Below are 25428 nucleotides of genomic sequence, written 5' to 3' on the forward strand. Positions count from 1 at the left end.
CGGGATGTGAACGCGATCCGACACGAGGCGTCGGCTCGGCGTCCGGCGTGATGCCTGCGCGCATCAGGGTGTGGGACGCGCGGGGGCGGCCCGAGGAGCAGTCCCGGGAACGGCCCGGGGGAGCCCGGCGGGGGACACAGGGTCCGTCGGCCCGCGTCCGGCGAGCGTGGTGCCGCGTCCCACGTCGATCAGCTCCCGAGAATATCTACCGAAAATTCGCATTACAGACATTAGCAATCCGGTAGTTGAATCGCTCGCAACCCGGCGGATCTTCGTTGCGATCTCCTGAGCGGCCGTCGCGCCGGGGTCGGCAGCCCCGGCGTGACGGCCGCCGATGCCTCTCACATGGGCTCCGGTCAACTCGCGGGGAGGAGTTCGGCCAGCAGGTCGCGGATCCGGGATTCGATCTCGTCCCGGATCGGGCGGACCGCGTCAGCCCCCTGACCGGCCGGGTCGTTCAGCTTCCAGTCCAGGTAGCGCTTGCCGGGGAAGACCGGGCAGGCGTCTCCGCAGCCCATCGTGATCACCACATCGGACGCCTGTACCGCCTCGGCGGTCAGCACCTTCGGGAGCTGGGCGGACAGGTCGATGCCGACCTCGGCCATCGCCTCCACAACGGCCGGGTTCACCGCGTCGGCGGGGGCCGAGCCGGCGGAGCGGACCTCGACCCGGCCCCGGCCGAGCCGGGAGAGGAGCGCGGCGGCCATCTGCGAGCGGCCCGCGTTGTGGACGCATACGAACAGCACCGACGGCACGGGTTCAGGCATGGGCGGGACCACCTTCCTCGACGGCGGACGGGGCGGACCGGGCGGGCCCGGGGAAGAAGCGGCGGGCGGCCAGGGCCACGTGAACCAGGCCGATCAGAACCGGGACTTCGATCAGGGGGCCCACAACTCCCGCCAGGGCCTGCCCGGACGAAGCGCCGAAAGTGGCGATGGCCACCGCGATGGCGAGTTCGAAGTTGTTGCCCGCGGCGGTGAACGCCAGCGTCGTCGCCTTCGGGTAGCCGAGGCCCACGGCCTTGCCGAGGGCCATGGAGCCCGCCCACATGACGGCGAAGTACACCAGCAGGGGCAGTGCGATCCGCACCACGTCCAGCGGCCGGGAGGTGATGGCTTCGCCCTGGAGGGCGAACAGCACGACGATCGTGAACAGCAGCCCGTACAGGGCGTACGGGCCGATCCTCGGGATCAGCCGGGACTCGTACCAGGCCCGGCCGCGAGCCCTCTCGCCCAGCTTGCGCGTCGCGAATCCGGCGGCGAGCGGGATGCCTAGGAAGATCAGCACGCTGCGGGCGATCTCCCACACCGACACGTCCAGGCCGGTCTGCTCAAGGCCGAGCAGGCCGGGCAGGGCGGATAGGTAGAACCAGCCCAGAGCGGCGAAGGCGATCACCTGGAACACGGAGTTCAGCGCGACGAGGACGGCGGCGGCCTCGCGGTCGCCGCAGGCCAGGTCGTTCCAGATGATGACCATGGCGATGCAGCGGGCGAGCCCGACGATGATCAGTCCGGTCCGGTACTCCGGCAGGTCGGGCAGGAAGATCCAGGCGAGGGCGAACATCACGGCCGGGCCGAGCACCCAGTTGATGACCAGGGACGGGACCAGCAGGCGCTTGTCGCGGGTGACGGTGCCCAGGCGGTCGTAGCGGACCTTGGCCAGGACCGGATACATCATTACGAGCAGGCCGAGCGCGATCGGCAGCGAGACCCCGGTGACCGTGACCTTCGCGAGGGCGTCGCCGAGACCGGGAACGAGGCGGCCCAGGCCCAGGCCGGCAGCCATCGCGACGAGGATCCACACCGCCAGGAACCGGTCCACCAGCGACAGCCGCCCGGCCACCGGACCCGTCGGGAGCGTGGCCGGCCCGCTCACGACGCGGCCCCGGCCGGCTCGTCATGGGACGGGGACTCCGGACGCGCCAGCACCTGGGCGAGCTTGTCCGTCATCGCGGGCAGCAGCCGGTAGTACACCCAGGTACCCCTGCGCTCGGAGGCGATCAGCCCGGCCTGCTTCAGCAGCTTGAGGTGGTGCGAGATCGTCGGCTGCGACAGATCGAACGCCGGGGTCAGATCGCACACGCAGATCTCACCGCCGTTCCGCGAGGCGATCATCGACAGCAGCCGCAACCGCACGGGGTCGCCCAGCGCTTTGAACACCTTCGCCAACTCGGCGGCCCGGTCCTCGTCCATCGGCGCGGTCAACAGCGTCGGGCAGCACCTGTCGCCGTCCTGGCCGAGCACCGCCAGTTCTTGTTTCGACATTCTTCTATATTGACGTTTCTCGATCCAAGGCACAAGCTTGCATCGAGGAACGTCAATGCAGCATGGTCGGGCGGGAGTCCGGCCCCTCCCACAGGAGTCACCTCATGAGCGAGCAGAGCACCGACCTGCGCGAGACCGTCCGCCGCCGCTATGCGGCCGCCGCCGTCCAGGTCACCGAAGGCGGCACCGCCTGTTGCGGCCCCTCCGCGATCGAGGTCGACAGCAACTTCGGCTCCACCCTCTACGCGGCCGACGAGCGCGACGCCCTGCCCGCCGAGGCCGTCGCGGCCTCGCTCGGCTGCGGCAACCCCACCGCCGTCGCCGACCTCCACGAAGGCGAACGCGTCCTCGACCTCGGCTCCGGCGGCGGCATCGACGTCCTGCTCTCCGCCCGCCGTGTCGGCCCGACCGGCAAGGCGTACGGACTGGACATGACCGAGGAAATGCTCGCCCTCGCCCTGGCCAATCAGAAGAAGGCCGGCGCCACCAACGTCGAGTTCCTCAAGGGCGCCATCGAAGCCGTCCCGCTGCCCGCCGGCACCATCGACGTCATCATCTCCAACTGCGTGATCAACCTGTCCACCGACAAGCCCGCCGTCTTCGCCGAGATGATCCGCGTCCTGGCCCCCGGCGGCCGCATCGGCATCTCCGACGTCGTGGCCGACGACACTCTCGCCCCCGAACAGCGGGCCGAACGCGGCGACTACGTCGGCTGCATCGCCGGAGCACTCTCCTTCACCGAATACCGCCAGGGCCTCGAAGCCGCCGGGTTCACCGACATCGAAATCACCCCCACCCACCCGGTCGCCGACGGCATGCACTCCGCCATGGTCCGCGCCACCAAGCCCACCACCCGTAACGACGCGGGCCGGGACGGCACTGCCGCGGACTCGTGCTGCGGTGCCACCGCCCACAACTGACGGCGCCCACAACTGACGGCGCCCGCCCCGGCGCATCACTTCGGCGGGGTCACCCCTCGGCCGCGTGCCCGGTGCGGTGGTCCTCGCGGTAGAGGTCGATGGCGAGGGCGACGGCGGCATGGGTGGCCGGGTGGGGGTCCTGACGGCGCCAGATCAGCTGTACGGGTACGGGGCCGGCGTCGCGAAGGGGGCGATAGATGATGCCGTCGCGGCGGTACTGGGCGGCGGTCGCCCGAGGGGTGACGCCGACGCAGCGGCCGGTGGCGATGGCGGCGAGCCAGTCGTCGATGTCGTGGGTGTACTCGACGGCGGGCTGCTCGTCTTCCGGCCACAGCCCCAGGGTGGTGGTGCCGGTGCGCCGGTCGATGGCGAGGGTGCGGTCGGGGATCTCGTTCAGGCGGATGCTGCGCCGACGGGCCCAGGGGTCGTCGGAGGCCAGGGCCACGTAGCGGTCCTCGTGGCCGACCAGAGCATGTGCCCAGGGCCTGAGGTCGAGCGGGGCGCGGATGACGGCGAGGTCGCACAGCCCTTCGGCGAGGCCCCCGGTGGGGGCGTTGTGCCGGATGAGCCGGAGTTCGGTATCGGGGCGGCTGTGGTGCCAGCGGCGTTGGAACTCGGTGGTGTGGCGGCCGAAGGCGGACCAGGCGTGGCCGATGTGCAGGCGGGTATGGCCGGCGGACGCCTCGGTGACGAGTTCGTCGGCGCCGGAGAGCAGGAGCCGGGCGCGGGCGAGGGCCTGTACGCCGGCGGGGGTGGGCGCGACGGTGCGGCTGGTGCGGTGCAGCAGCCGCACCCCGAGGACCTTCTCCAGGGCGAGCAGGTTGCGGGAGACGGCGGCCTGGGAGATGCCCAGCTCAAGTGCCGCGTCGGTGAAACTTCCGGTGTCGACGATGGCGACCAGGCAACGCAGATGCCTCAGCTCCAGCCCGGCGGAGCTCCCTCGACTCGTATCCATACGCTCAGCGTATCGAACGTGGCTCGGATGCATTTTGCGTATGCGGATGGGGGCCGCACCGTGGGGACATGGTGCTGGAGACCTCACATGACGCTGCCGGGCCCGATCCCGCCGCTGCCGCCGGCAATGTGCACGGCCGGGAGGGGACCCGTCTCGGCGGGACGGCGCTGATGCTGGGCAGCGGGCTGTCCAACCAGGCCGGGGCGTCGGTGGCGGCACTGGCGTTCCCGGTACTGGGGCCGGCGGGGGTGGTGGCGGTGCGCCAGTGGGTCGCCGCGGGAGTGCTGTGCGCGGCCGGCCGGCCGCGGCTGCGGTCGTTCACCGGGGCGCAGTGGCGGCCCGTGCTGGGGCTGGCGCTGGTCTTCGCGACGATGAACCTGTCGCTCTACACGGCCATCGACCGCATCGGGCTCGGGCTGGCCGTCACGTTGGAGTTCCTCGGCCCGCTGACCGTGGCGCTGGCCGGCTCCCGGCGCCGGACCGACGCGCTGTGCGCGCTGGCCGCCGCGGCCGCGGTCGTCGTGCTCGCCCGCCCCTCCCCGTCCACCGACTATCCGGGCATCGGCCTGGCCCTGCTGGCCGCGGTGTGCTGGGGTTGTTACGTCGTACTCAATCGGACCGTCGGCCGACGGCTGCCCGGCCTGGAGGGCTCGGCGGCGGCCGCAGCCATCTCCGGCGCCCTCTACGTTCCCGTCGGCGTCCTGGCGCTCTGGCACCGTCCCCCCACCCTTGGCGCCCTCGCCTGCGCGCTGGCCGCCGGGGTGCTCTCCTCGGCGGTGCCGTTCCTCGCCGATCTGCTGGCGCTGCGGCGCGTCCCGGCACACTTCTTCGGCGTGTTCATGAGCGTGAACCCGGTCTTCGCCGCCCTGATCGGACTGATCGTGCTGGATCAGGCCCTCGATACGGCCGCGTGGGCGGCGATCCTGGTGATCGTCGGCGCGAACGCCGTCGCCGTCATCGCGGCCGCCCCCACCGGGAAGAGCACGGAGAGCGGGAAGAGCCGGAGCGGTCCCGACCCGGTGGTTCAGGCCGTGGGCCGCCCGGGCGTTTCCGGGCCCCCGAGCGCGGGTGTCAGGCGTCGAGCGAGCCGAAGAAGGCGCGGACGTCGCTGACGAACGCCTCCGGCTGCGCCAGGGCGAGGAAGTTGCCGCCGCGCTCCAGCTCGGTCCAGCGGGTGACGTTGTGGTCGCGCCCGGCGAAGCGCCGGACGGCGATATCGGTGTGCAGGGCGACGGTCACGCCGGAGCTGCCCGCACGGCTGCGACGACGGGTGCGGACACCCCAGGCGTACACCGTGGCCGTGCCGGCCGACCGCCCAGCCCCGGCCGTCTCGGCGGACGTGCTGACCACCCTGGTCTCCGCCTGTCGCGACCGGGAACGGCTGCGCCTCGACTACCTGGACCACGCCGGCTCGCGGAGCGCTGCGCCCGTTCCACACACCGATTGATCCACGTCGCCCTCGCGTACGGCGGTGCGCTCCGCCGGATCAGCGGTGGGCGGCCAGGAAGGCCCGGACGCCGGCAGCGGCGTAGTGGTCGAGGTCCTCCTCGGCGTGCTGGGCGCTGCCGTGGAACATGGCCTTGTTCACGGGGATCCACAGCAGCAGGCCGGAGAAGTGATGGGCGGCCAGCATCGCGTCGTCGGTCCGGAGCAGGCCGTCGTCGGCGAGGCGCCGGAAGGTGTCCGCCAGGGTGACCAGGACCCTTTCGAAGCCCTGCTCGTACCAGGCGGCACCCAGCTCGGGGAAGGTATCGGCGTTGGCGATGATCAGACGTCGCAGCTGAAGGACCTGAGGCTGGGTGAGGGCGACCAGGAACTGGTGGGCGAGCCGGGTCAGGTTCTCTTCCAGGCCGTCGGCGTCCGCGGGGATGGCGGCCACCAGGTCGATCATGCCGTCGACGCGGTCGGTGGTGGCCAGGACGATCTCGGAGAAAAGCTTCTCCTTGTCCGCGAAGTGCTTGTAGACCGTCTGCTTGGACACCGCGGCCAGTTTGGCGATGTCGTCCATGCTCGTTCTCGAGTACCCCTTGCTCAGGAACACCGTGGTCGCGGCTTCCAGGATTGCCTGGTGCTTGCGCGCTGAACGACTGTCCATCGTCAACAACTCCCTGTCTCGGTCCGCCCCCACCGAAGAGTACTGGACTGGCCAGTACTCACGCGAGTACTGTACCGTCCAGTTTGGTTGTGCGGGATTACGGTCCCGCACCGCGTAGGAAATGGGAGAAGGGATCTCGCATGGACAAGGTGTTCTCGTCCGACGGCACGGCCATCGCCTACGAGCAGCAGGGCTCGGGCGCCGCGGTGGTGCTCGTCGGCGCCGCCTTCATGACCAGGGGTGACTCCGCCGAACTCGCCGCTCTGCTGGCCGAGCGGTTCACCGTGTTCACGTACGACCGCCGGGGCCGCGGCGACAGCGGGGACGGCGCGGCGTACGACGTACAGCGCGAGGTCGAGGACCTGGACGCACTGATCGGGCGCGCGGGCGGCGAGGCGATGGTCTTCGGCATGTCCTCCGGTGCTGTTCTGGCGCTGGAGGCCGTGGCCCGGGGCAGCGCCGCCTCCCGTCTGGCCCTGTACGAACCGCCGTTCATCGTCGACTCCACCCGTCCTCCGCTGCCCGCCGACTACGTCGACCACCTGAAGGCGCTCGTGGCCCGGGAGGCATATGGCGATGCTGTCGCCTACTTCATGACCGCGGCCGTGGGGATGCCCGCCGAGGCGGTCGCCGGGATGCGGCAAGCCCCGTTCTGGGCCGGGCTGGAGGCCACTGCCCGCACCCTGCCCTACGACGGCCAGATCATGGGCGACACCATGTCCGGCCGCCCTCTGCCCACCGACCGTTGGCAGTCCGTGACGGTCCCCGTCCTCGTCGGCATCGGCGGTGCCGGCGAGGAGTCCATGCTGAACGGGGCGAGGGAACTCGTCGCGCTGGCGGACAACTTCACCCTGCACACCTTCCCCGGCCAGGACCACAACATCGACCCGAAGTCCCTCGCTCCCGTCCTGGACGGCTTCTTCGCCGCCGGGCAGAAGGCGTGACCAGCACCTTCGCCCGCCCGGGCAGGTAACCGCACGGCTCCCGGGACCACCGCATACGCACACAGGAGAGGCAACGACATGACTGCACCGGTGAACGGCCCCGCCAGCTACTTCCCTTCGATCGAGAAGAAGTACGGCCGCCCGATCGCGGAGTGGAAGAACCTTGTCCGCTCGTCGCCCCTGACCAAGCACATGGAGCTCGTCGCCTGGCTCAAGACCGAGCACGGCCTGGGCCACGGCCATGCCAACGCCCTCGTCGCACACACCCTGGCCGAGGCGAAGTCCAGCGGCGAGTGAACTCCTGCGCACCGTGCGCGGAATCCCGGCCGGGCCGCATCGGATCGTTCGCCGCTGACGGTCCGTGCACACTGCGGGTCGCGCGGTTGAGTTCGGCTGCCATTGCGAGGGTATGGAGCTCTTATGGAATGGTCGCCACCGCAACGCGGTTCGCGTTCACGCGGACGGTGGTGAACCGTACACAGGGTCCGCGACGTCCCGTACCCCTCGGGCTGAAAGGGAAACGAATGGCTAGTCCTCTGTCGGCCTCCGCTGTGCTCAAGGCGTTGCGCGCCGAAGGCGTGCGCGTGGTCGAGGTCGGCAACTGGCGTACCCACAACCGCAACTCGAAGGGCCCGTGGGGCCCGGTTCACGGCAGCATCGTGCACCACACCGTGACCAAGGGCACCGCGGCGACGGTCCGGATGGTCTACGACGGCTATGCGGACCTGCCCGGCCCGCTGTGCCACGGGATGATCGCGAAGGACGGCCGGGTGCACATGGTCGGCTGGGGGCGCGCGAATCATGCCGGTGGCGGCGACCCCAAGGTGCTGGACCAGGTCATAGCGGAGTCGTACGGCACCCGGCCGACTCCGCCGACCCGCGGCAACAGCAACGGGATCGACGGCAACGCGCGGTTCTACGGGTGGGAGTGCGAGAACCTCGGCGACGGCAAGGACCCCTGGCCCAAGGCCCAGTACGACGCGATCGTCCGCGTCCAGGCCGCCCTGTGCCGGGCGCACAAATGGTCGGCGAAGTCGGTGATCGGCCACCTGGAGTGGTCGAACGACAAGATCGACCCCCGCGGCTTCACCATGCCCAAGCTCCGCGCCGACGTTTCCGAGCGGCTCAAGCACCCCGCGAGCTGGAACCCCGGCTCGGACCAGGAGGAGGACCCCATGGCAGGCATCACCAAGCGCGACATCTTCGACGCCGTGTGGAAGACCGACGCGATCGGCGGCCCGTCGGACGCGGCGGACCACAAGACGAACCCCACGTGGCAGCCGCAGTCCATCCTGAAGGACATGCAGGCCCGCATCCGGTCCATGGACAAGCGGATGGCCGCCCAGACCGCCGCGATCACCGCGCTCGCCGGTCAGATCGGCACGGGCGCCGACACACGGACCGTCGTCGCCGCGGTCGAGGCCGCGATCGAACGGGCCGCCATCGATACCGATACCGCGGACGCCTGAGACCGACGGGCAATCGGGGGGGCGGGAGAAGGCGCGTACCCAGCCCCGCGACGCCGCCCCCCAATTGCCGGTCGGTCTAGGCACCTTCCGGCCGGCTCCCTGCCGCGGGGCCGGGTGCGGCGCTCAGGGGCAGCAGCCGGGGACGCTTCGCGGTGCGGTCGGCGCCGGAGGACCGGCCGCGAAGGCGGCGTCCGAGCCAGGGGCCGAGGAACGCGGCCGCCCAGCGCAGTTCGGCCGCCGCGGCCTGACGGCGCGTGGGGACCGTCCGCGGAGGCAGGGGGAGAGTCCAGGCGTCGTCGCTGCCGGGCAGGTGGATCGCTTCGGCGAGGGCTGCGGCGATCCGCTCGTGGCCCAGGGGACTGGCGTGGAGCCGGTCGGCACTCCACAGCCGGGGATCGGTGGCGACGGCCGCCCGGCCGGTTTCGGCGACGGCGACCCCGTGACGGGCGGCCGCGGCACGGATGCGGGTATTGAGGTCGAACACGCGTGACCTGACCGGCCGGGCGAGGGGCGCGATCTTCCCCACGTCGGGGAAGGTCAGCGTCACCACCCGAGCCCCGGCCGAGGTGAGCGCGGCGAACATCTCCTCCATGTGCCCGGCCACCTCCGCGGCGTCGAACCGGGGCCGGAGCAGATCGTTGACCCCGGAGACGACGGTGGCCAGGTCGGGCCGCAGGGCCAGGGCCGGCGCCAGTTGTTCGGCGCGGACCTGGCCGGCGACCCGGCCCCGTACGGCGAGGTTGGCGTACCGGAGCCCCGGGTCGACGGCCGCGAGGTGCTCGGCGAGCCGGTCGGCGAAGCCCCGCAGCCCGACGGTGTCGTCCCCGTCGCCGAGCCCTTCGGTCTGGCTGTCGCCCAGGGCGACGTAGCGCAGGTACTCACCCTTCGGCATGCGTCGACCGCCTCGCCCGGAGAACCGCCGCGATCCGCCGGCACCAGTCCCGGTGCTCCTGCTCGAAGGCCAGGCCGCGCAGACAGGTCAGATACGGACCGATCCGCTCGCCCCGGCGGAGGAACTCCTCCTCGTCCGCGTCGCCGCGCAGTTGCCGCAGCAGCTTGCCGAGCAGCTCGATCTTGGCGTCGGCCGCGGACGCCCGCTCATCGAGCTGCTCGATCACCGACGCCGTGCCGATACGGTCGGCGACCTGGACCTTGACGAGCAGATCGTCGCGGATGAACGAGGGCTTCGACACGGCCGCGGCGAACTTCTCCAGCTCGGCGCGACCGGCGTCGGTGACCTGGAAGAGACGTTTGTTGGGCCGGGTCTCCTGGACCACCTGCCGCCCCGCGACCAGCCCTTCCTTCTCCAGCTTTGCCAACTCCGCGTACAGCTGCTGCGGCAGGGCGTGCCAGAAGTTCGCGACGCCGATGTCGAACGCCTTCGCCAGCTGGTATCCGCTGTACTCACCGTCCAGCAGTGCCGCCAGCACGGCATGTCGCAAGGCCATCGAAGAGACCCCCTTCCCTTTCCTCGTCCGCCACCGCATCATACTCAAGAAAATGACTAATCACATTCTTGAGTAACAGGAGGAGCCATGGTGGAGACCGTAGAGACTGCCGAACGCTTCCGTACCGCGGTGGAGAAGGGCGAACTGGCCACACTGGGCGAGCTGTTCACCGAGGACATCCGTCTCTACAGCCCGGTGAAGTTCACCCCCTTCGAGGGCAGGCCCATGGTGCTGGGGCTCTTCGGCGTACTGCTGCGCACCTTCGAGGACTTCCGTTACGTCGGACACTTCGAGGGCACGGCCGAGACGAGTGCCGACGGCGAGGAAGCCCCGTCGACGGTCCTGCTCTTCCGGGCCACCGTGAACGGCAAACAGATCCACGGCATCGACCTGCTCCAGTTCGACGGGGCGGGCCGGATCAAGGAGTTCACAGTGATGGTCCGCCCCCAGTCCGCCGTGCAGGCTCTGGGCCAGGCTGTGCTGGAGGGCCTGGTCGCCGACGGCCTCGTCCCCGGGGCGGCCGACCGCTAGGGACTGTCCCGTACTCCCCGGCGGACGGTCGGCGCTGATCCCGGATGCGCGTGGACGGTCGGCGCTGGGACACTTCGGGCATGCCACTTGTCGAAGCCCTGCCCGGAGTGTCCATCGAGTACGAGACCTTCGGTGACCCCTCTGACCCGGCCGTCCTCCTCGTGATGGGATTCAGCGCTCAGCTGATCGCCTGGCACGAGGACCTCTGCCGCGCGCTCGCGGAACGTGGACGCTACGTGATCCGGTACGACAACCGCGACTGTGGGCTGTCCACCAAGTTCGACGAACATCCCGTCGACATGGGCCGGTTCATCGACGCCGTGAGTTCGGGAGACATCGCGTCCGCCCGCGCGATGGCGCCCTACACACTGCAGGACATGGCCGACGACGGCCTCGGTCTGCTCACCGCGCTCGGAATCGAGCGGGCTCACGTGGTCGGATCCTCCATGGGCGGCATGATCGCCCAGACGATGGCCATCAGCCGGCCGGCCCGAGTGCTGACCCTGACGTCGATGATGTCCTCGACCGGCGAGCCCGAGTACGGTCAACCCAGTCCCGAGGCCCAGGCCGTGGTCTCCAGCCCGAAGCCGTCGGACCGCGAGGGGTACATCGCGGCGGCGGAGAGGGACCTGGTGTGGGCCTCCAAGCGGTACGGCAGACCGGCACCCCTCCGTGAGCTGGCTGCCCGGAGCTACGACCGCGCCCACTACCCGGCCGGAGCCGGGCGGCAGCTCGCGGCAATGATCCTCAGCGGCCCACGCACCGACGCGCTCCGCGGGCTTCGAGTGCCGACGCTGGTGATCCACGGTCTGGACGACACACTGACCGCCCCCAGCGGGGGGAGGCGCACCGCCGACCTGGTGCCCGGCGCGAAGCTCCTGCTGCTCGCGGATATGGGGCACGACCGCCCCCGCGAGCTCTGGCCCGAGATCATCGACGCCTTGGAGGCCCACACCCGGGCAGCCGGCACCCGCTGAGCGGCCGCCGGCCACCCTCGCGGTGCCGAGCCGCCGGTGACAGCGACAGCTTCCGCGTCACCGGCCGGCTGCTGCTCAGACCGTGAACCAGCGCTCGACCGCCGTCCGCAGTCCGGCCAGTTCGGCCGCGTCGGGTGCGGGGGAGCCGCCGGCCCAGGCCACGTATCCGTCGGGGCGCACCAGCAGGGCGGAGAGGCCGGCCGGGCCGCCGACGGCCTGTGCGACTACCGGGTCGATGGCGCCCTGATCCTTCGCCAGTACGGCTGCCACCGACCGGTCCTCGGTGAGGTCGATCAGCAACGGCCGGGCGCTCCGGGCGAGTTCGGCGAGCCGGACCTTCTCCGTGCCGGTGATCAGCTCCAGCTCCGGTGCGAAGTAGCCGACCGCGGGGTGGGGATCCGGGATGCCCATGTCGTAGCGCACGTCGGTGCCCGCGGTGAGGTCGGCGAGGCGCTGGACGACCTCCTTGCCGGTGAGCAGCTCGGTGAAGAGCTCGCGCAGGGCCGTGGTGCCGCTCCCCGGCGCGGTGAGCGCGGACTGCGCCTCGGCGTTGAGCACCATGCGGCGGGCGGCCTGCCGGCGCTCGGTGTCGTAGCTGTCGAGCAGGCCGGGCGGGGCGGTGTCGTGCAGCGTCGCGGCGAGCTTCCAGCCGAGGTTGGCGGCGTCCTGGAGGCCGAGGTTCAGCCCGGGGCCGCCGCCGGCGGTGTAGACGTGGGCGGCGTCGCCGATGAGGAGGACCCGGCGGTCGCGGAACCGGTCGGCGACCCGGGTATTGCCGCCGGTCAGCCGCCGCAGCACATGCGGACCCGGCCCGTCCGGCGGGCCGAGCGGCAGGTCGACGCCGAGGACGCGGCGGACGCTCGACTCCATCTCGGCCAGGGTCATCGGCTCGTCGGTCGCGGGCTGGTCCCACTCGGTGGTGCTGATCAGCGGCGGCTGCCCGGGGAACGGCGCGTACGAGAAGCCGCCCCCGTCGGTGCGGTGGGGCAGGAAGGGCAGCACCGGCCCGTGGCCGGGCACGGTGAGCGCACCGTTGCCGGGGTCGACCCAGTCGGCCGGGACGGTGGCGTGGGCGGTGCGGTTGGTGCGGCGGTCGTAGCTGACGCCGGGGAACCCGATCCCGGAGAGCTTGCGGATCACACTGTGCGCGCCGTCCGCGCCGACCACGTAGCGGGCGCGGAGCTGTCGGTCGCCGTCGGGGCCGGTGACGTCGAGGGTGACGGCGTCCTCGTCCTGGGCGACAGCACTGACCCGGTGCCCGCGCCGCAGGTCGACGCCGAGTGCGCGGGCGCGCTCCTCCAGGACCTGGACGATGCGGTGCTGCGGGGCGGCCAGGCCGAAGACCGGACTGGCGTCCAGCAGGCCGAGGTCGAGGCCCATGGCGGCGAACATGAAGTACGCGGAGTTCGGCTGCGGGGGCTCCGGGCTGCCGCTGAGCGGCTCGTGCAGGCCGCGGTGGTCGGCCAGCCGCACCACCTGGCCGAGCAGGCCGTTGGCCTTGGGTTCGGTGCTGGGCTGTGGGAGCTGCTCCAGCACGATCGGGCTGATGCCTGCCAGGCTCAGTTCGCAGGCCAGCATCAGCCCGTTCGGGCCGCCTCCCACGATGATCACGTCGGCTGTCACGGTCGTGCCTCCTTGGTGCGGAAAGGGAAGGACAGGGGCGGCGCCGGGCGTGCGGCGGCCGCCGCTCCTTGCTGTGGAAGAGAGAGGGGGCGCGCCGGCTGTCTGGTGGTCAGCGCTCTTCGCTCGGGACCGGCAGACCGGCGGCGAGCTGCTCGAAGACCTGGGCCAGGACCGCGCCGAGCGGCGCGGGTTCGTCGGCGCGCAGGTTGTGCTCGACGGCCACCGCGCTGCCGGCCGCGACCACGGCCGCGACCAGCTTCGGGTAGACGTCCCGTTCGGCGTCGGTGCGGGTCCGCTGCGCGACGGCCCTGGCCAGCTCCTGCTGGGCGGCGGCGTTGGCCTTGACGATCTCACCGGCCAGCGCGGGTTCGCCGAGCATCAGCCGCACTCCCTCACGCCACCGCTCGTTCTGCGGCGCGTTCCGGGACGTGGGGCTCTCCGACGGTGCGAACCGGCCGAGGACGGCGTGGAGCAGCGAGTCCCAGAGCGGTTCGCCGGCCGGGCGCGCGAGCAGGTCCTCGGCGACCTGGAGCATTCTCTCCAGGTGGCTGGCGGCGATCGCCTCGGCCTTGCCGGAGAAGTAGTTGCGGAAGGTGCGGACGGAGACGTTGGCCTCGTCCGCGATCCGGTCGACCGTCACGTCCGCCCAGCCGTGCAGGACGCAGAGCCGGATCGCCGCCTGGCTCAACGCGACCCGGGTCTCGCGCTTCTTGCGCTCGCGGAGTCCGGGCTGCCCGGCCGTGGGGACCTCGTCTGCTGATGTCATGCGAGCAGCGTAGAACAAATCTTGCCGAGATGGCAAAATTGCCGAAACGGAAAGAATTTCTGAGTGGTCTGCCGGAGGTGCCGTGCCGGCGCCGGTGACCGGTGAGGTGGCTGACGCCCCGCTTCCGGTCCCCGGCGCCGCTGGGGCGTGGGCTCGGCGGGTGCGGAGCCGGTACTCAGCCGTGCCCGGCTTGTTCGTGCACTTCCATTCCGACCAGCCCTCGCGCTGGTACTGCTGACCGGCGTCGATACGCCGGGACTTGCTCCCGTACAGGCCGATGTGCGTCCAGTCCGTCGCCTGGGCGGAAGGCGTGCTCAGGCCGACGACGGCCATCGCCGCGACGCCCAGGGGCAGCAGTGCTCCACGCTTGCGCTGCAATAGGTTCAACTTGGCTTGCTGATAAGTGAGTTGGGTGCGTCGTGGAGGCAGGTCGCCGCGAGGGTTGACCCTGACGCAGGGGCAACCTCCCAGCATGGTTTGGCATGACTGCGAAAACCAATGCGATCGAGGTGGCCGGGCCGCGCAGGCCGTACGGCGACGGCGGGGAGCGGGCCGAGCGAGAGGACAGCACGATGCGGCACTTCGAGGTCCACCACGACGGCGTCACGATCCCGGTATCCCGCGGCGGCCGGGGGCGACCGCTGGTCCTGTGCCCCGGGCTGAACTCGACACAGGCCGATCTGCACGAGCTGACCGAGCTGCTGCGGCGCGACCATGATGTGGTGACCTTCGACTTCAGGGGCCATGGCCTGGCCTCGGCCGCCGACCGGTACTCCTTCGAGGCGTTTCTGAGCGATCTCGTCGCCGTGCTGGCGGAGCTGGGACGTCTCGGCCTGCCGTCGGCGCCCGTGCTCGTGGGCTACTCGCTGGGCGCGGATCTGGCCGTGCATCATGCCTCCGAGCACCCTGACAGCATCTCCGAGCTTGTCCTCATCGACGGGGCGAACCCGCTGCCCGAACCGTTCATCACCGAGGCTGACCTGGCGGAATTCCGCGCAATGGCGGAGGATCAAGTGTCGTGGCATGCGGCCGAGCGGACCGAGGGCACCGCGCGTCAGGTGTTGCTCACCGCACAGGACATCCTCGACCTGAATCTTGAAATCGATGTGGTTCGGTCCGAAATCCTCGACCGGTACCGGAAGATCGACCGTCCGATCAGCATGATCATGTCGACCTCGATCGCCGGCGGCAGAACCGAAGGGCGTGCACCGCGGCACAACCGGCTCTGGCGTGCCGGCTTCGAGCGGCTCGTCCACGAGCGGCCGTACGTCTCCGCGTCCTGGCTCGACGCCGACCACCGGCTGGTCTTCACCCACGCTCCGGAAATCGCCCGGATCATCCGGAACTCACACCTCCCGGCCGACAGGCTGGCCTCTTGAACCGGACAGCCCCTGGGAGACTGGTCCGATGCTGACGATCGGCGAGCTGGCGTCGTACGCAGGAGTGACGGTGCGTGCGGTGAGGCATTATCACGCCAAGGGGCTGCTGCCGGAGCCGGAGCGGGATCACTCCGGCTACCGGAGGTACGGAGCCGGCGCCGTGGTCGAGCTGATCAGGATCCGGACCCTGGCCGAGGCCGGGGTCCCGCTGGCGCGTGTGCGGGAGCTGCTACAGGCCGACCAGGAGGAGTTCGCCGCGACGGTCGCAGACATCGACAAGCGGTTACGGGCGGAGATCCGGGAGCGACAGCGGCACCGCGAGCGGATCGCCCGCCTCGCCGCCGGGGACAGTCTGGCGCTGCCCCCGGAGGTGGTCGAGTTTCTCGACCGGCTGCGGGCGTTCGGGGTCGACGAGCGACTTGTGCGGGTCGAACGTGACGGCTGGATCCCGCTGGCCGCGCACTCACCCGAGCGAGTCCCGGAGTGGATGGCACGCAAGCGGAAGCAGATTGCCGACCCGCAGTTCATCGACTTCTACCTCACTCTGGGCCAGGCTCTCGACCGGACCGACGAGGACGCACGGTTGGTCGAGCTGGCCGACAAGCTGGCCGCCCACCTCACGCAGCTGGCCGATGAACGGGGCGACGACTACGTCGACGATGTCGACATCGAGCGACCGTTCGCCGAGCTGATGGACACGCTGGCGTTCGACACCGCGCCGCTGGCCCGTCGACTGATCGAGTTGCTGAAGGAGCGAGGCTGGACCGGCTGGACCCGGCTCGAACGCGTGGGCCCAAGGCGAGGTGCGGCCGGACAACGGCAGGACGACACCGCGGTGCAGCGTTCCCGGAGTGAATGCTGCGGTCAGTAGAACCTTCCGCCGTGCCGACAGCTTGATCAACCCCCGAAGGACATCCGACGCTGGAATCCGACGACGTGCGGCGCGAACGGATCCCCGCCACTGATACCTCCGCATAGGAGCCGCGTAGCCCCCCGCAAGGAATCCGTCGTCCCATGAGGGGCCGTGGGGTTCTCCGCAGTGAACTCCCCGGAGGCGGGAGTTCTCCGTAGTGAGCTCCCCGGAGGCGAAGGAGGGTGAGATGGACAGTCCGGACAGCTCCGGGATCGCGCTGAGCGTCGAGCGGGGGCAGGCCACCGACGAGGAACTGGCTGCGCTCACCGTGGTGTTGCTCGCGTTGCGGGCCGAGCGGGAACAGTCGCCGCAGAGGCGGGCCGTCGCCGGGTCGCGGTGGTGGCGGCACGCGGACCGGTACAACGCCCCGCTCAGCTGGCAGTGAGGGGACCGCCATGACGACGACCATCGACCCCTCCGCCTCTCTCTCGGCGGATGCCGCCGCCCCGGCCGATGTCCGGGGGCGTGTCGTGGAGCTGCACGCCCTGCGGGAACTGGCCCGCAGCGGGCCGAGTGAGAAGGCGACCGAGGCCCAGCACGCCAAGGGCAAACTGACCGCGCGCGAACGGCTGGCGCTCCTCTTCGACGAGGGCACCTTCTGCGAGGTCGAGCAGTTGCGGCGGCACCGGGCCACCGGCTTCGGGCTGGAGAACAGGAAGCCGTACACCGACGGGGTCATCACCGGCTGGGGGCTCGTGGACGGCCGGACCGTCTTCGCCTTCGCCCATGACTTCCGGATCTTCGGCGGTGCGCTGGGCGAGGCCCACGCCACGAAGATCCACAAGATCATGGACATGGCCATCTCGGCCGGTGCGCCGCTGGTCTCCCTGAACGACGGCGCCGGCGCCCGTATTCAGGAGGGCGTCTCCGCGCTCGCCGGATACGGCGGGATCTTCCAGCGCAACACCCGGGCCTCGGGTGCGATTCCGCAGATCAGCGTGATGCTCGGCCCGTGCGCGGGCGGCGCGGCGTACAGCCCGGCGCTGACCGACTTCGTGTTCATGGTCCGTGAGACCTCGCAGATGTTCATCACCGGGCCGGACGTGGTCAAGGCGGTGACCGGTGAGGAGATCACCCAGAACGGGCTGGGTGGCGCGGACGTGCACGCCGAGACCTCGGGCGTCGCGCACTTCGCGTACGACGACGAGGAGACCTGCATCGCCGAGGTCCGCTACCTGATCGGGATGCTGCCCTCCAACAACCGGCAGGACCCGCCCGTCCAGCCCACCCGCGACCCCGCCGACCGGCGCAACGACGGGCTCCTCGACCTCGTCCCCCTCGACGGCAACCGGCCGTACGACATGCACGAGGTCATCGAGGAGATCGTCGACGACGGCGACTACCTGGAGATCCACGAGCGCTGGGCCCGCAACATCATCTGCGCCATGGCCCGGCTCGACGGACAGGTCGTCGGCATCGTCGCCAACCAGCCGCAGTCACTGGCCGGGGTGCTGGACATCGGCGCCTCCGAGAAGGCCGCCCGCTTCGTCCAGATGTGCGACGCCTTCAACATCCCCATCATCACGCTGCTGGACGTACCCGGCTTCCTGCCCGGCGTCGACCAGGAGCACGGCGGGATCATCCGGCACGGTGCGAAGCTGCTGTACGCGTACTGCAACGCGACCGTGCCCAGGATCTCCCTCATCCTGCGCAAGGCGTACGGCGGTGCGTACATCGTGATGGACAGTCAGTCCATCGGTGCGGACCTGACGTACGCCTGGCCCACCAACGAGATCGCGGTGATGGGCGCCGAGGGGGCCGCCAACGTCATCTTCCGTCGGCAGATCGCCGCCGCCGAGGACCCGGAGGCGATGCGCGCCCGCATGGTCGAGGAGTACCGGGCCGAACTCATGCACCCGTACTACGCCGCCGAGCGCGGGCTCGTGGACAACGTCATCGATCCGGCCGAAACCCGGGAGGTGCTCGTCAAATCCCTGGCGATGCTCCGCAACAAGCACGCCGACCTGCCCTCCCGCAAACACGGAAACCCCCCGCAGTAGCCTCTCCGGCGGAGCCGATCGCAGCCGATCGCGGCCGATCGGACCCGTGCGGATGTGACCGCATATGACAGGTAAACGGTCCCGGACGGTGTGTCCGCCCCCGGCATCGGGGACCGGCCACCGGGAGTTCGTCGCCGATCACCCGTTTCGAACTCCTGGACGGGTAATGTGATCCCGGAATTCCTCGGGGTGGGGGAAACGGGAGGCCCGGTGGGGGAACGGTTCTTATTCAAAATCCTTGGCCCACTCATGGTGACGTCGGGCGAGCGAAAGGTGGTCATCGGCGGGGCACGTCAACGGACCACGCTCGCTCTGCTGTTGCTCAATCCCGGCCGGACCGTGCCGGTGGACACTCTGGTGCACGAAGTGTGGAACGGGAATCCGCCCGCCACCGCCCGTACCCAGATCGCCATCGTTATCGCCGCGCTCCGCAAGACGTTCAAGGCGCAGGGCGCGGCCGACGACACCATCGTGACCGCGCATCCGGGCTACCTCCTCGATGTCGAGAGCCACTACATCGACTCGGTGGAGTTCACCGCACTCGTCGCCCAGGCGGAGATCGACGCACGGGAGCAGCGCCTGGAGGACGCGGCGGGCCGGTACCGGCGCGCCCTCGACCTGTGGCGCGGGCCCGCGCTCGCCGGGGTGTCCGGGCTGCTCGTCGAGGAGGAGGCCGGCCGTCTCGGTGAGTACCGGCTCAACGCCTATGACGACGCCACCGCCGTCCAGCTGGCGTTGGGGCGCCACTACGAGCTGCTGCCCGAGCTCGGCGGGGTCGTGCAGGAGAACCCGCTGCGCGAGCGGACCCGGTACCACCAGATGCTCGCCCAGTACCGGGCGGGCCGGCGCGCCGAGGCCATGGAGTCCTACCGGGAGGCGCGCGAGCAGTTCATCGAGGAGCTGGGGCTCGAACCGGGCCCGGACCTCCAGGAACTGCACGACCTGATCCTGCGCGACGACCCGTCGCTGACCCCGGCCGACGGACCGGTCTCCGTCGGGACCGAGGCCGCGGCGCCCGAAGTCGTCGTGGTCCCCTCCGAACTGCCCCCAGACGTACCGGGGTTCACCGGCCGCGAGAGCGAACTCACGGCCCTGGACGCGCTGGTGATCGAGTCCGGGGCGGCGCTCCAGACACCCACCGTCGGCCTGATCACCGGTGTCGCCGGGGTCGGCAAGTCCGGCCTCGCGCTGCGCTGGGCGCACCGGGCCGCCGACGACTTCCCCGACGGGCGGCTCTTCGCGGACCTGCGGGGTTACGACGAGCAGCACGAGCCCGCCCCCGTCGCCGACGTTCTCGGCCGCTTCCTGCGCTCGCTCGGTGTGCCGGGGCAGCAGATCCCGGAGGCGCTGGAGGAGCGGATCGCGCTCTATCGCAGCCTGCTCACCGAACGCCGCGCACTGATCGTCCTGGACAATGTGCGCACCCACGCCCAGGTCGTCCCACTGCTGCCGGGCAGCGGCGCCAGCTGTGTGGTCGTCACCAGCCGCGACCAGCTGGAGCAGCTGGTGACCTGGCCCAAGGAAGCCCGCGTCCACCTGGGCGTACTGCCGCCCGACGCGGCCGTCGAACTCGTCGCCAAGATCGCCGGAGAGGAGCGGATCGCCGCCGCCCGCACGGACGCGACCCGCCTGGTCGAGCTCTGCGACCGGCTGCCGCTCGCGCTGCGGATCGCCGCCGCACGCCTCGCGTCCAAGCCGCACTGGTCGGTACGGCACCTGGTGGCCAGACTCAGCGACGAGCGGCGCAGGCTCGACGAGCTGAGCCAGGGGGAGTCCCGGGTCCGGGCCGGGTTCGAGCTCAGCTACCGCTACCTCTCCGTCGACGCGGCCCGCCTCTACCGGCGCCTCGGCCTCGCCGACGTACCGGACTTCACCTCCTGGGTGGCCGCCGCCCTGCTCGACGTCGACGTGATCCACGCGGAGCTGCTCCTGGAGGACCTGGTGGACACCCAGTTCCTGGAGGTCGTGGGCGTCGACGCGACCGGCCGGCTGCGCTACCGCTTCCAGAACCTGCTGCGCCTGTACGCGGGGGAGCGCGCCCGGGACGAGGAGTCGGACGAGGCCTGGCACGACGCCTGCCACCGGGTCTTCCGCACCGCCCTGACCATCGCCCGCGAGGCCCACCGCAGGGAGAGCGGCGGGGAGTTCAGCATCGTGCACAGCGGCACCGAGCCGGCCACCATCGACACGGACCTGCTGGAGGAGCTGCTCGCCGACCCGCTGGCCTGGTTCGAGGCGGAGCGGCTCTGCCTGGTGGGCATGGTCGAGCAGGCGGCCCGGATGGGCATGGCCGATCTCGCCTGGGACCTCACGGGGTCCGCGTCCGTGCTCTTCGAGACGCGCAGCTACGTGGAGAACTGGGAGAGCTGCGCCGTGCACGCCCTGGACGCGGCCCGTGCCGCCGACGACCGTCTGGGCCAGGCGGTCATGCTGCACCACACCGGGGCCGCCGCGCTGATGCGGCAGAGCATGGACGAGGCGAAGGCGCGCTCCGAGGAGGCGCTGGAGCTGTACGGAGACCTGGACGAACGGCTGGGCCGGGCCCTGGTCCTGCGCAACCTCGCGGTCGTCCACCGTCTCCAGGGCGACCCCGACGCGGCGGCGGACCGGCTGCGCGGGGCCCTGCCCATCTTCCGCGAGGCCGGCGACCTGTCGTCGGAGTCGTCCGTCCTCCAGAACATGGCCCAGCTGGAGCTGGACCGGGGCAACTACGAGGCCAGCCTCGGCCACGCCCGGGACGCGGTACGGGTCGCGGAGTCCATGGACCCCGGCGCCTCGCGCAGCCTCGCCCAGTGCCTGTACCGGCTGGGCAGCGCGCAGCTCCTGTCCGGGCGGGCGGAGGAGGCCGAGGAGTCCTACCTGCGCGTGGAGGAGCTGTCCCGGGCGAAGGCCGACACCCACGGTCTCGCGCACGCGCTGTACGGGCTCGGCCAGGCCCGGGTGGCGCTCGGCGCGCTCGAATCGGCCGAGACCGCGTACGTCCAGGGCCGCAAGGTCGCCCGCGGGCTCGGCAGCCCCGTGGTCGAGGGATCGATCCGGCTGAAACTCGGCGTACTCCTGCGGGAGCTGGGCCGGGACGAGGAGGCGCGGGCCGAACTCCTGGGCGCCAAGGAGCTGTTCACCCGCAGAGGGGCCACGCACTGGCAGGAGGAGGTCGCCCGGGAGCTCAGCGGCTCCCCGGAGATTTCTCCGGCAGTCTCGCCGGGGCTGTCGCCCGATCCTTCCTCGGATCTTTCCCCGGATCCCGCCCCGGAGCTTTCCTCGGATCCCTCCCCGGAGCTTTTCCCGGGGGTGGGAGTCGGCGAATAGGAAGAAAAGGACCGGCCATTCTTTCGAGGGCCGGCCACGGGCGGTGGGGCGGGGTCCGCTTAATCCGGCGATATCACGCCGATAAGCCGATTGCCTAGCGTCGTCACAGAAATTCGGTTTCCCGAGAGCTGTGGAGTCTGTGATGCCGCCTACCCCCGGGGTGCCCTCGTTCGCCGTGATCCCCGGCGCCCAGGTGCACCGAGTCCTCGACGGCCGGCACGAGGAAGCGGTCCGGCTGATCGAGTCGGCCTACCGCGTGCACGGCGGTGGTGACACGGTCAACCCGCCGTCCTATTTCCTGCGCTTCCCCGACCGCCCCACCTCACGCATCATCGCCCTGCCCGCCTCCCTCGGCGGCGACGCACCCGTCGACGGCATCAAATGGATCTCCAGCTTCCCCGAGAACGTGGCGGCCGGGATCCCCCGGGCCTCCGCCGTGCTCATCCTCAACGATCCGGCCACCGGCTACCCGCTGGCCTGCCTGGAGAGCTCCATCATCAGCGCGGCCCGCACCGCCGCCTCGGCGGCGCTCGCCGCGGACCGGCTCACCGAGGGGCGTGACCGGCCGCGCCGGATCGGTTTCTTCGGCACCGGCCTGATCGCCCGGTTCATCCACCAGTACCTCGCCGGCACCGGCTGGAGCTTCGAGGAGACCGGGGTGTACGACCTGTCGGACGAGCACGCCCGGGGCTTCGCCGAACACCTGGACCGCGAGGGCGACAACGGCAGGGTCACCCTGCACACCGGCCCCGAACAGCTGATCCGCTCCAGCGACGTCGTCGTCTTCGCCACCGTCGCCGGCGCCCCGCACGTAACCGACCCGGCGTGGTTCACCCACAACCCGCTGGTCCTGCATGTGTCGCTGCGCGACCTGTCGCCCGAGGTGATCCTCGCGGCCACCAACGTCGTCGACGACATCGACCACTGCCTCAAGGCCGACACGTCCCCGCACCTCGCCGAACAGCTCAGCGGGAACCGGGAGTTCATCGACGGCACGCTGTACGACGTACTCACCGGCGAGCTGAAGATCCCCGACGACCGGCCCGTCGTCTTCTCGCCCTTCGGGCTCGGCGTCCTGGACCTCGCGGTCGGCAGACACATCTACGACACCCTGCGCGCCGACGGCCGACTCGCCGTCGTGGACGACTTCTTCCACGAGATGCGCCGATACGGCTGAGATGAGACGACAGTGACCACTCTGCTCGACAGCCCGCCCCGGCCCGCAGGGCCCGGCCCGGGCCCCATCACCGTACGGGTGACGGAGACCGCCCTCGCCCCGCACGAACCGCTCGACCTGTACGCCGCCCTGCGCGAACAGTCGGCGCACGACGTCTTCCTGCTGGAGAGCCGCGAAGGCCCCGGACAGTCCCCCGGGGCCACCGTCGTCGGCCACGGACTGCTCGCCGAGATCCGGGTGCACGCCGACCGGATCTCCGTCGACGGCGCCGAAGCCGTCGTCGCCGCGGCCCTCACGGCCGCCGACCGCCTCGGCCTCGCCCCCCGGCCCGGCAACGAACGCGGTCTCCTCCACGGCGACCAGGTCTGGCAACTGCTGCGCGCCGTCCAGGACCTGTTCACCGTGGAGACGAGCCGGCCGCACGACAGCTACGCCTTCGGCTTCCTCGCCACCTTCGGCTACGGCTCCGCCTGGCACATGGAGACCCTGCCCGAGCGGGGCGACCGCGACCACGGCGAAGCCGACATCGTGCTCGGCCTGTTCCGCGAGACCGTCTGGTACGGCCCGGAACCGGGCACCGTACGCAGACTCACCGCGCACAGCGACGTCTTCCCCGACCCGGAACCCCTCGACCTGACCGAGGAGACCGTCCGGGCGGTCGCCGCCGTCGGCCCGGTCCCCGAGGTCCTGCCCGAGGCACCCCGGCCGCACTCCGTACGCGACACCTGCGACGAGGAGACCTTCCTCGCGCGGGCCCGGCGCTGCCTGGAACACATCGGCGTCGGCGACATCTACCAGATCCAGATCGGCCACCGCATCGACGTCGAATCCGGCCTCGAACCCTTCGAGGTCTACCGGCGACTGCGCGGCCGCAACCCGTCCCCGTACATGTACCTCGTACCGCGCGACGGGCGCACCGTCATCGGCGCCAGCCCCGAAGTGCTCTTCCGCACCGAGGGCGGCAAGGTCGTCATGCGGCCCATCGCCGGGACCGCGCCGCGCAGCGGCGACCCCGGCGTCGACGAGGCCCGGGTCGCCCGGCTCGTCGCCGACGAGAAGGAACGGGCCGAGCACGTCATGCTCGTCGACCTGTGCCGCAACGACGTCGGCCGGGTCTGCCTGCCCGGCACGCTGGAGGCACACGGCCTGATGACCGTCGAGACGTACTCGCACGTCTTCCATCTCGTCTCCACCGTCGAGGGCACCCTCGCCCCCGAGGACGACACCTGGTCCGTGCTGCGCGCCACCTTCCCGGCGGGCACCGTCACCGGGGCACCCAAGATCCGCGCCATGGAGATCATCGAGGAGCTGGAGAGCGAGCCGCGCGGCATGTACGCGGGCGCCGTCGGCCTCGTCGACCTGCGCGGCTGGAGCCAACTCGCCCTGTGCATCCGCACGATCGTGCACGACGGGCGCAGCGGCACCTACTCCACCCAGAGCTGCGCGGGCATCGTCGCCGACTCGTCCCCCGGGGCCGAGTGGCGCGAGACCCTGCACAAGATGGGCGCGGCCTACTGGGCGCTGACCGGTGAGGAGCTGCTGCCGTGAAGGTCCTGCTCGTCGACGCGTACGACAGCTTCACCCACATCATCGACCAGTACCTGCGCACCCTGGGCGCCGACACCGACGTCGTACGGTCGCACACCCGCACCCCGCAGCAGCTCGCCGGCCTGAGGCCCGACGCGGTGGTCCTCGGCCCCGGGCCGGGCCACGCGGCCGACTCGGGCCACGTGGAGCTGGTGCGCACCTTCGCCGGGTCCGTACCGCTGCTCGGCATCTGCCTGGGCCACCAGGCGATCTGCCTGGCGTACGGGGGGCGGGTCACGGTCGCCGAGCGGCTCAAGCACGGCAAGACCAGCCTCGTACGCCACGACGGCGCGGGGGTGTTCGAGGGGCTGGAACCGGTGATGACCGCCACGCGCTACCACTCGCTGATCGCCGACGAACCGCTGCCGCCCCCGCTGATCGCCACCGCGCATGCCCAGGACGACGGCTACGTCATGGGGCTGAGGCATCGCACGCTGGCCGTGGAAGGGGTGCAGTTCCACCCCGAGTCCATCACCACGGTCGGCGGCCTGCGGCTCCTGGACAACTTTCTGACGGCCGCCCGACGGGCCGGCCCCGCACGGGAGGAGACCGATATGCGGAACTCGCGCGCGGGATCCGTCGGAAATTGAAATCGACCCCTCGCCCGCACCGTCCAGATGCTGGAATATTTTCGTCCGGATGGCGCTGAGCAGCGGTTATATCAAATTTATTGCTGCGTCTGATGGGCGGAAGTCCTGGCGATAATGATTCGAAACCGGTCCTTCCTAATGTTCTGGATGTCGGAACGAGCCGAAACAGTTCATAGGGGGAAAAGAAATCATGAAGCTCAACGCGATCACCGGGAAGATCCAGCAGACCGCCGTCGTGACGCTCGCCGGCGCGGCGATATTCGCCACCGTGCAGACCGTCTCGGAGGCCGGCCGGGCGGACCGCGTCGGCTCCTACACCACCGCCGCCGCCACGCTGCTGGACGACCCGTGGCACCCGAGCCCTGTGGCCGCTCAGGCATCGACGCTGGACGACCCGTGGCACCCGAGCCCTGTGGCCGCTCAGGCATCGACGCTGGACGACCCGTGGCACCCGAGCCCCGTGGCCGCTCAGGCATCGACG

26 protein-coding genes are annotated in these 25428 nt (G+C 70.8%); 16 read left to right on the top strand and 10 right to left on the bottom strand.

Going from position 1 to position 25428, the window contains the following annotated elements:
* Positions 1–356 precede the first annotated feature (356 nt).
* From ABZ622_RS22875 to ABZ622_RS22885, 3 genes are read right to left on the bottom strand one after another with little or no spacing between them, the layout of a single operon-like run.
* Positions 357–767: an arsenate reductase ArsC gene (locus tag ABZ622_RS22875; protein WP_360545911.1), complete on the bottom strand. Its 411-nt coding sequence runs from the start codon at positions 765–767 to the stop codon at positions 357–359.
* Complete coding sequence (arsB, locus tag ABZ622_RS22880) at positions 760–1875, bottom strand: ACR3 family arsenite efflux transporter (RefSeq protein WP_360545913.1); 1116 nt, start codon at positions 1873–1875, stop codon at positions 760–762. Before arsB ends, ABZ622_RS22875 begins: the two co-directional genes overlap by 8 nt.
* Positions 1872–2264, bottom strand: a complete 393-nt coding sequence (locus tag ABZ622_RS22885; RefSeq protein ID WP_360545915.1) for a metalloregulator ArsR/SmtB family transcription factor — start codon at positions 2262–2264, stop codon at positions 1872–1874. The genes arsB and ABZ622_RS22885 overlap by 4 nt, the downstream gene beginning before the upstream one ends.
* 104 nt (positions 2265–2368) lie before the next feature.
* Between ABZ622_RS22885 and arsM the strand changes: the two genes are divergently transcribed.
* Positions 2369–3184, top strand: coding sequence for an arsenite methyltransferase (gene arsM / locus ABZ622_RS22890; protein ID WP_360545917.1), 816 nt, complete (start codon positions 2369–2371; stop codon positions 3182–3184).
* A 49-nt stretch (positions 3185–3233) separates the two neighbouring features.
* Here the strand turns inward: arsM and ABZ622_RS22895 are convergent, their stop codons facing one another.
* On the bottom strand, positions 3234–4139 hold the full coding sequence (locus ABZ622_RS22895; RefSeq protein ID WP_360545919.1) for a LysR family transcriptional regulator: 906 nt from the start codon (positions 4137–4139) through the stop codon (positions 3234–3236).
* A 170-nt stretch (positions 4140–4309) separates the two neighbouring features.
* On the opposite strand from ABZ622_RS22895, the gene ABZ622_RS22900 reads away from it, so the two are divergent.
* Entirely contained in the window at positions 4310–5251 is a 942-nt protein-coding gene (locus ABZ622_RS22900) for an EamA family transporter (RefSeq protein ID WP_360546005.1), read from the top strand.
* Here ABZ622_RS22900 and ABZ622_RS22905 read toward each other — a convergent pair.
* Together ABZ622_RS22905 and ABZ622_RS22910 are read right to left on the bottom strand one after the other, a co-directional pair.
* Entirely contained in the window at positions 5211–5489 is a 279-nt protein-coding gene (locus tag ABZ622_RS22905) for a hypothetical protein (RefSeq protein WP_360545921.1), read from the bottom strand. The two genes, ABZ622_RS22900 and ABZ622_RS22905, sit on opposite strands and share 41 nt — an antisense overlap.
* A gap of 136 nt (positions 5490–5625) precedes the next feature.
* Positions 5626–6234, bottom strand: a complete 609-nt coding sequence (locus tag ABZ622_RS22910; RefSeq protein WP_360545923.1) for a TetR/AcrR family transcriptional regulator — start codon at positions 6232–6234, stop codon at positions 5626–5628.
* Positions 6235–6374: 140 nt separating this feature from the next.
* Between ABZ622_RS22910 and ABZ622_RS22915 the strand changes: the two genes are divergently transcribed.
* The 3 genes from ABZ622_RS22915 to ABZ622_RS22925 all read left to right on the top strand — a co-directional run bounded on the left by ABZ622_RS22915 (position 6375) and on the right by ABZ622_RS22925 (position 8647).
* The gene (locus tag ABZ622_RS22915; protein ID WP_360545925.1) at positions 6375–7178 is read left to right on the top strand and encodes an alpha/beta hydrolase; all 804 of its coding nucleotides are present in this window, start codon (positions 6375–6377) and stop codon (positions 7176–7178) included.
* A 78-nt stretch (positions 7179–7256) separates the two neighbouring features.
* Complete coding sequence (locus ABZ622_RS22920) at positions 7257–7475, top strand: DUF4287 domain-containing protein (protein ID WP_360545927.1); 219 nt, start codon at positions 7257–7259, stop codon at positions 7473–7475.
* A 227-nt stretch (positions 7476–7702) separates the two neighbouring features.
* A complete protein-coding gene (locus ABZ622_RS22925) occupies positions 7703–8647 on the top strand; it encodes a peptidoglycan recognition family protein (protein WP_360545929.1) in 945 nt (314 codons plus the stop codon).
* A 76-nt stretch (positions 8648–8723) separates the two neighbouring features.
* Here the strand turns inward: ABZ622_RS22925 and ABZ622_RS22930 are convergent, their stop codons facing one another.
* Positions 8724–9539, bottom strand: coding sequence for an SGNH/GDSL hydrolase family protein (locus tag ABZ622_RS22930; RefSeq protein WP_360545931.1), 816 nt, complete (start codon positions 9537–9539; stop codon positions 8724–8726).
* Positions 9526–10095: a PadR family transcriptional regulator gene (locus ABZ622_RS22935; RefSeq protein WP_360545933.1), complete on the bottom strand. Its 570-nt coding sequence runs from the start codon at positions 10093–10095 to the stop codon at positions 9526–9528. Before ABZ622_RS22935 ends, ABZ622_RS22930 begins: the two co-directional genes overlap by 14 nt.
* A gap of 87 nt (positions 10096–10182) precedes the next feature.
* On the opposite strand from ABZ622_RS22935, the gene ABZ622_RS22940 reads away from it, so the two are divergent.
* Positions 10183–10626, top strand: coding sequence for a nuclear transport factor 2 family protein (locus ABZ622_RS22940; RefSeq protein WP_360545935.1), 444 nt, complete (start codon positions 10183–10185; stop codon positions 10624–10626).
* Positions 10627–10706: 80 nt separating this feature from the next.
* The gene (locus ABZ622_RS22945) at positions 10707–11603 is read left to right on the top strand and encodes an alpha/beta fold hydrolase (RefSeq protein ID WP_360545937.1); all 897 of its coding nucleotides are present in this window, start codon (positions 10707–10709) and stop codon (positions 11601–11603) included.
* Between the two features lie 75 nt (positions 11604–11678).
* On the opposite strand, the gene ABZ622_RS22950 is transcribed toward ABZ622_RS22945, so the two are convergent.
* Positions 11679–13226 carry an FAD-dependent monooxygenase gene (locus tag ABZ622_RS22950; protein ID WP_360545939.1) on the bottom strand — a complete coding sequence of 516 codons (1548 nt, stop codon included), beginning with the start codon at positions 13224–13226 and terminating at the stop codon, positions 11679–11681.
* Between the two features lie 109 nt (positions 13227–13335).
* Positions 13336–13992, bottom strand: coding sequence for a TetR family transcriptional regulator (locus tag ABZ622_RS22955; RefSeq protein WP_360545941.1), 657 nt, complete (start codon positions 13990–13992; stop codon positions 13336–13338).
* A 572-nt stretch (positions 13993–14564) separates the two neighbouring features.
* Here ABZ622_RS22955 and ABZ622_RS22960 point away from each other — a divergent pair.
* From ABZ622_RS22960 to ABZ622_RS23000, 9 genes are all read left to right on the top strand, one after another.
* On the top strand, positions 14565–15371 hold the full coding sequence (locus ABZ622_RS22960) for an alpha/beta fold hydrolase (RefSeq protein ID WP_360546007.1): 807 nt from the start codon (positions 14565–14567) through the stop codon (positions 15369–15371).
* A gap of 28 nt (positions 15372–15399) precedes the next feature.
* Positions 15400–16242, top strand: coding sequence for a MerR family transcriptional regulator (locus tag ABZ622_RS22965; protein WP_360545943.1), 843 nt, complete (start codon positions 15400–15402; stop codon positions 16240–16242).
* Positions 16243–16471: 229 nt separating this feature from the next.
* Complete coding sequence (locus ABZ622_RS22970; protein ID WP_360545945.1) at positions 16472–16669, top strand: acyl-CoA carboxylase subunit epsilon; 198 nt, start codon at positions 16472–16474, stop codon at positions 16667–16669.
* A 10-nt stretch (positions 16670–16679) separates the two neighbouring features.
* Positions 16680–18284 carry an acyl-CoA carboxylase subunit beta gene (locus tag ABZ622_RS22975; protein ID WP_360545947.1) on the top strand — a complete coding sequence of 535 codons (1605 nt, stop codon included), beginning with the start codon at positions 16680–16682 and terminating at the stop codon, positions 18282–18284.
* A gap of 249 nt (positions 18285–18533) precedes the next feature.
* Positions 18534–21593 (top strand): BTAD domain-containing putative transcriptional regulator, encoded by a 3060-nt coding sequence (locus ABZ622_RS22980; protein WP_360545949.1) that lies wholly within the window; start codon positions 18534–18536, stop codon positions 21591–21593.
* A 142-nt stretch (positions 21594–21735) separates the two neighbouring features.
* Positions 21736–22770, top strand: a complete 1035-nt coding sequence (sbnB, locus tag ABZ622_RS22985; protein WP_360545951.1) for a 2,3-diaminopropionate biosynthesis protein SbnB — start codon at positions 21736–21738, stop codon at positions 22768–22770.
* Between the two features lie 12 nt (positions 22771–22782).
* Positions 22783–24318 carry an anthranilate synthase component I family protein gene (locus ABZ622_RS22990; protein WP_360545953.1) on the top strand — a complete coding sequence of 512 codons (1536 nt, stop codon included), beginning with the start codon at positions 22783–22785 and terminating at the stop codon, positions 24316–24318.
* Positions 24315–24947 (top strand): aminodeoxychorismate/anthranilate synthase component II, encoded by a 633-nt coding sequence (locus tag ABZ622_RS22995; RefSeq protein ID WP_360545955.1) that lies wholly within the window; start codon positions 24315–24317, stop codon positions 24945–24947. Before ABZ622_RS22990 ends, ABZ622_RS22995 begins: the two co-directional genes overlap by 4 nt.
* Positions 24948–25137: 190 nt before the next feature.
* Positions 25138–25428: hypothetical protein (locus ABZ622_RS23000; RefSeq protein WP_360545957.1), on the top strand; the 291-nt coding region annotated here is incomplete at its 3' end.

The sequence above is a fragment of the Streptomyces sp. NPDC007164 genome, from assembly GCF_040634135.1.
In the GTDB taxonomy this organism is placed as follows: Bacteria; Actinomycetota; Actinomycetes; order Streptomycetales; family Streptomycetaceae; genus Streptomyces; species Streptomyces sanglieri.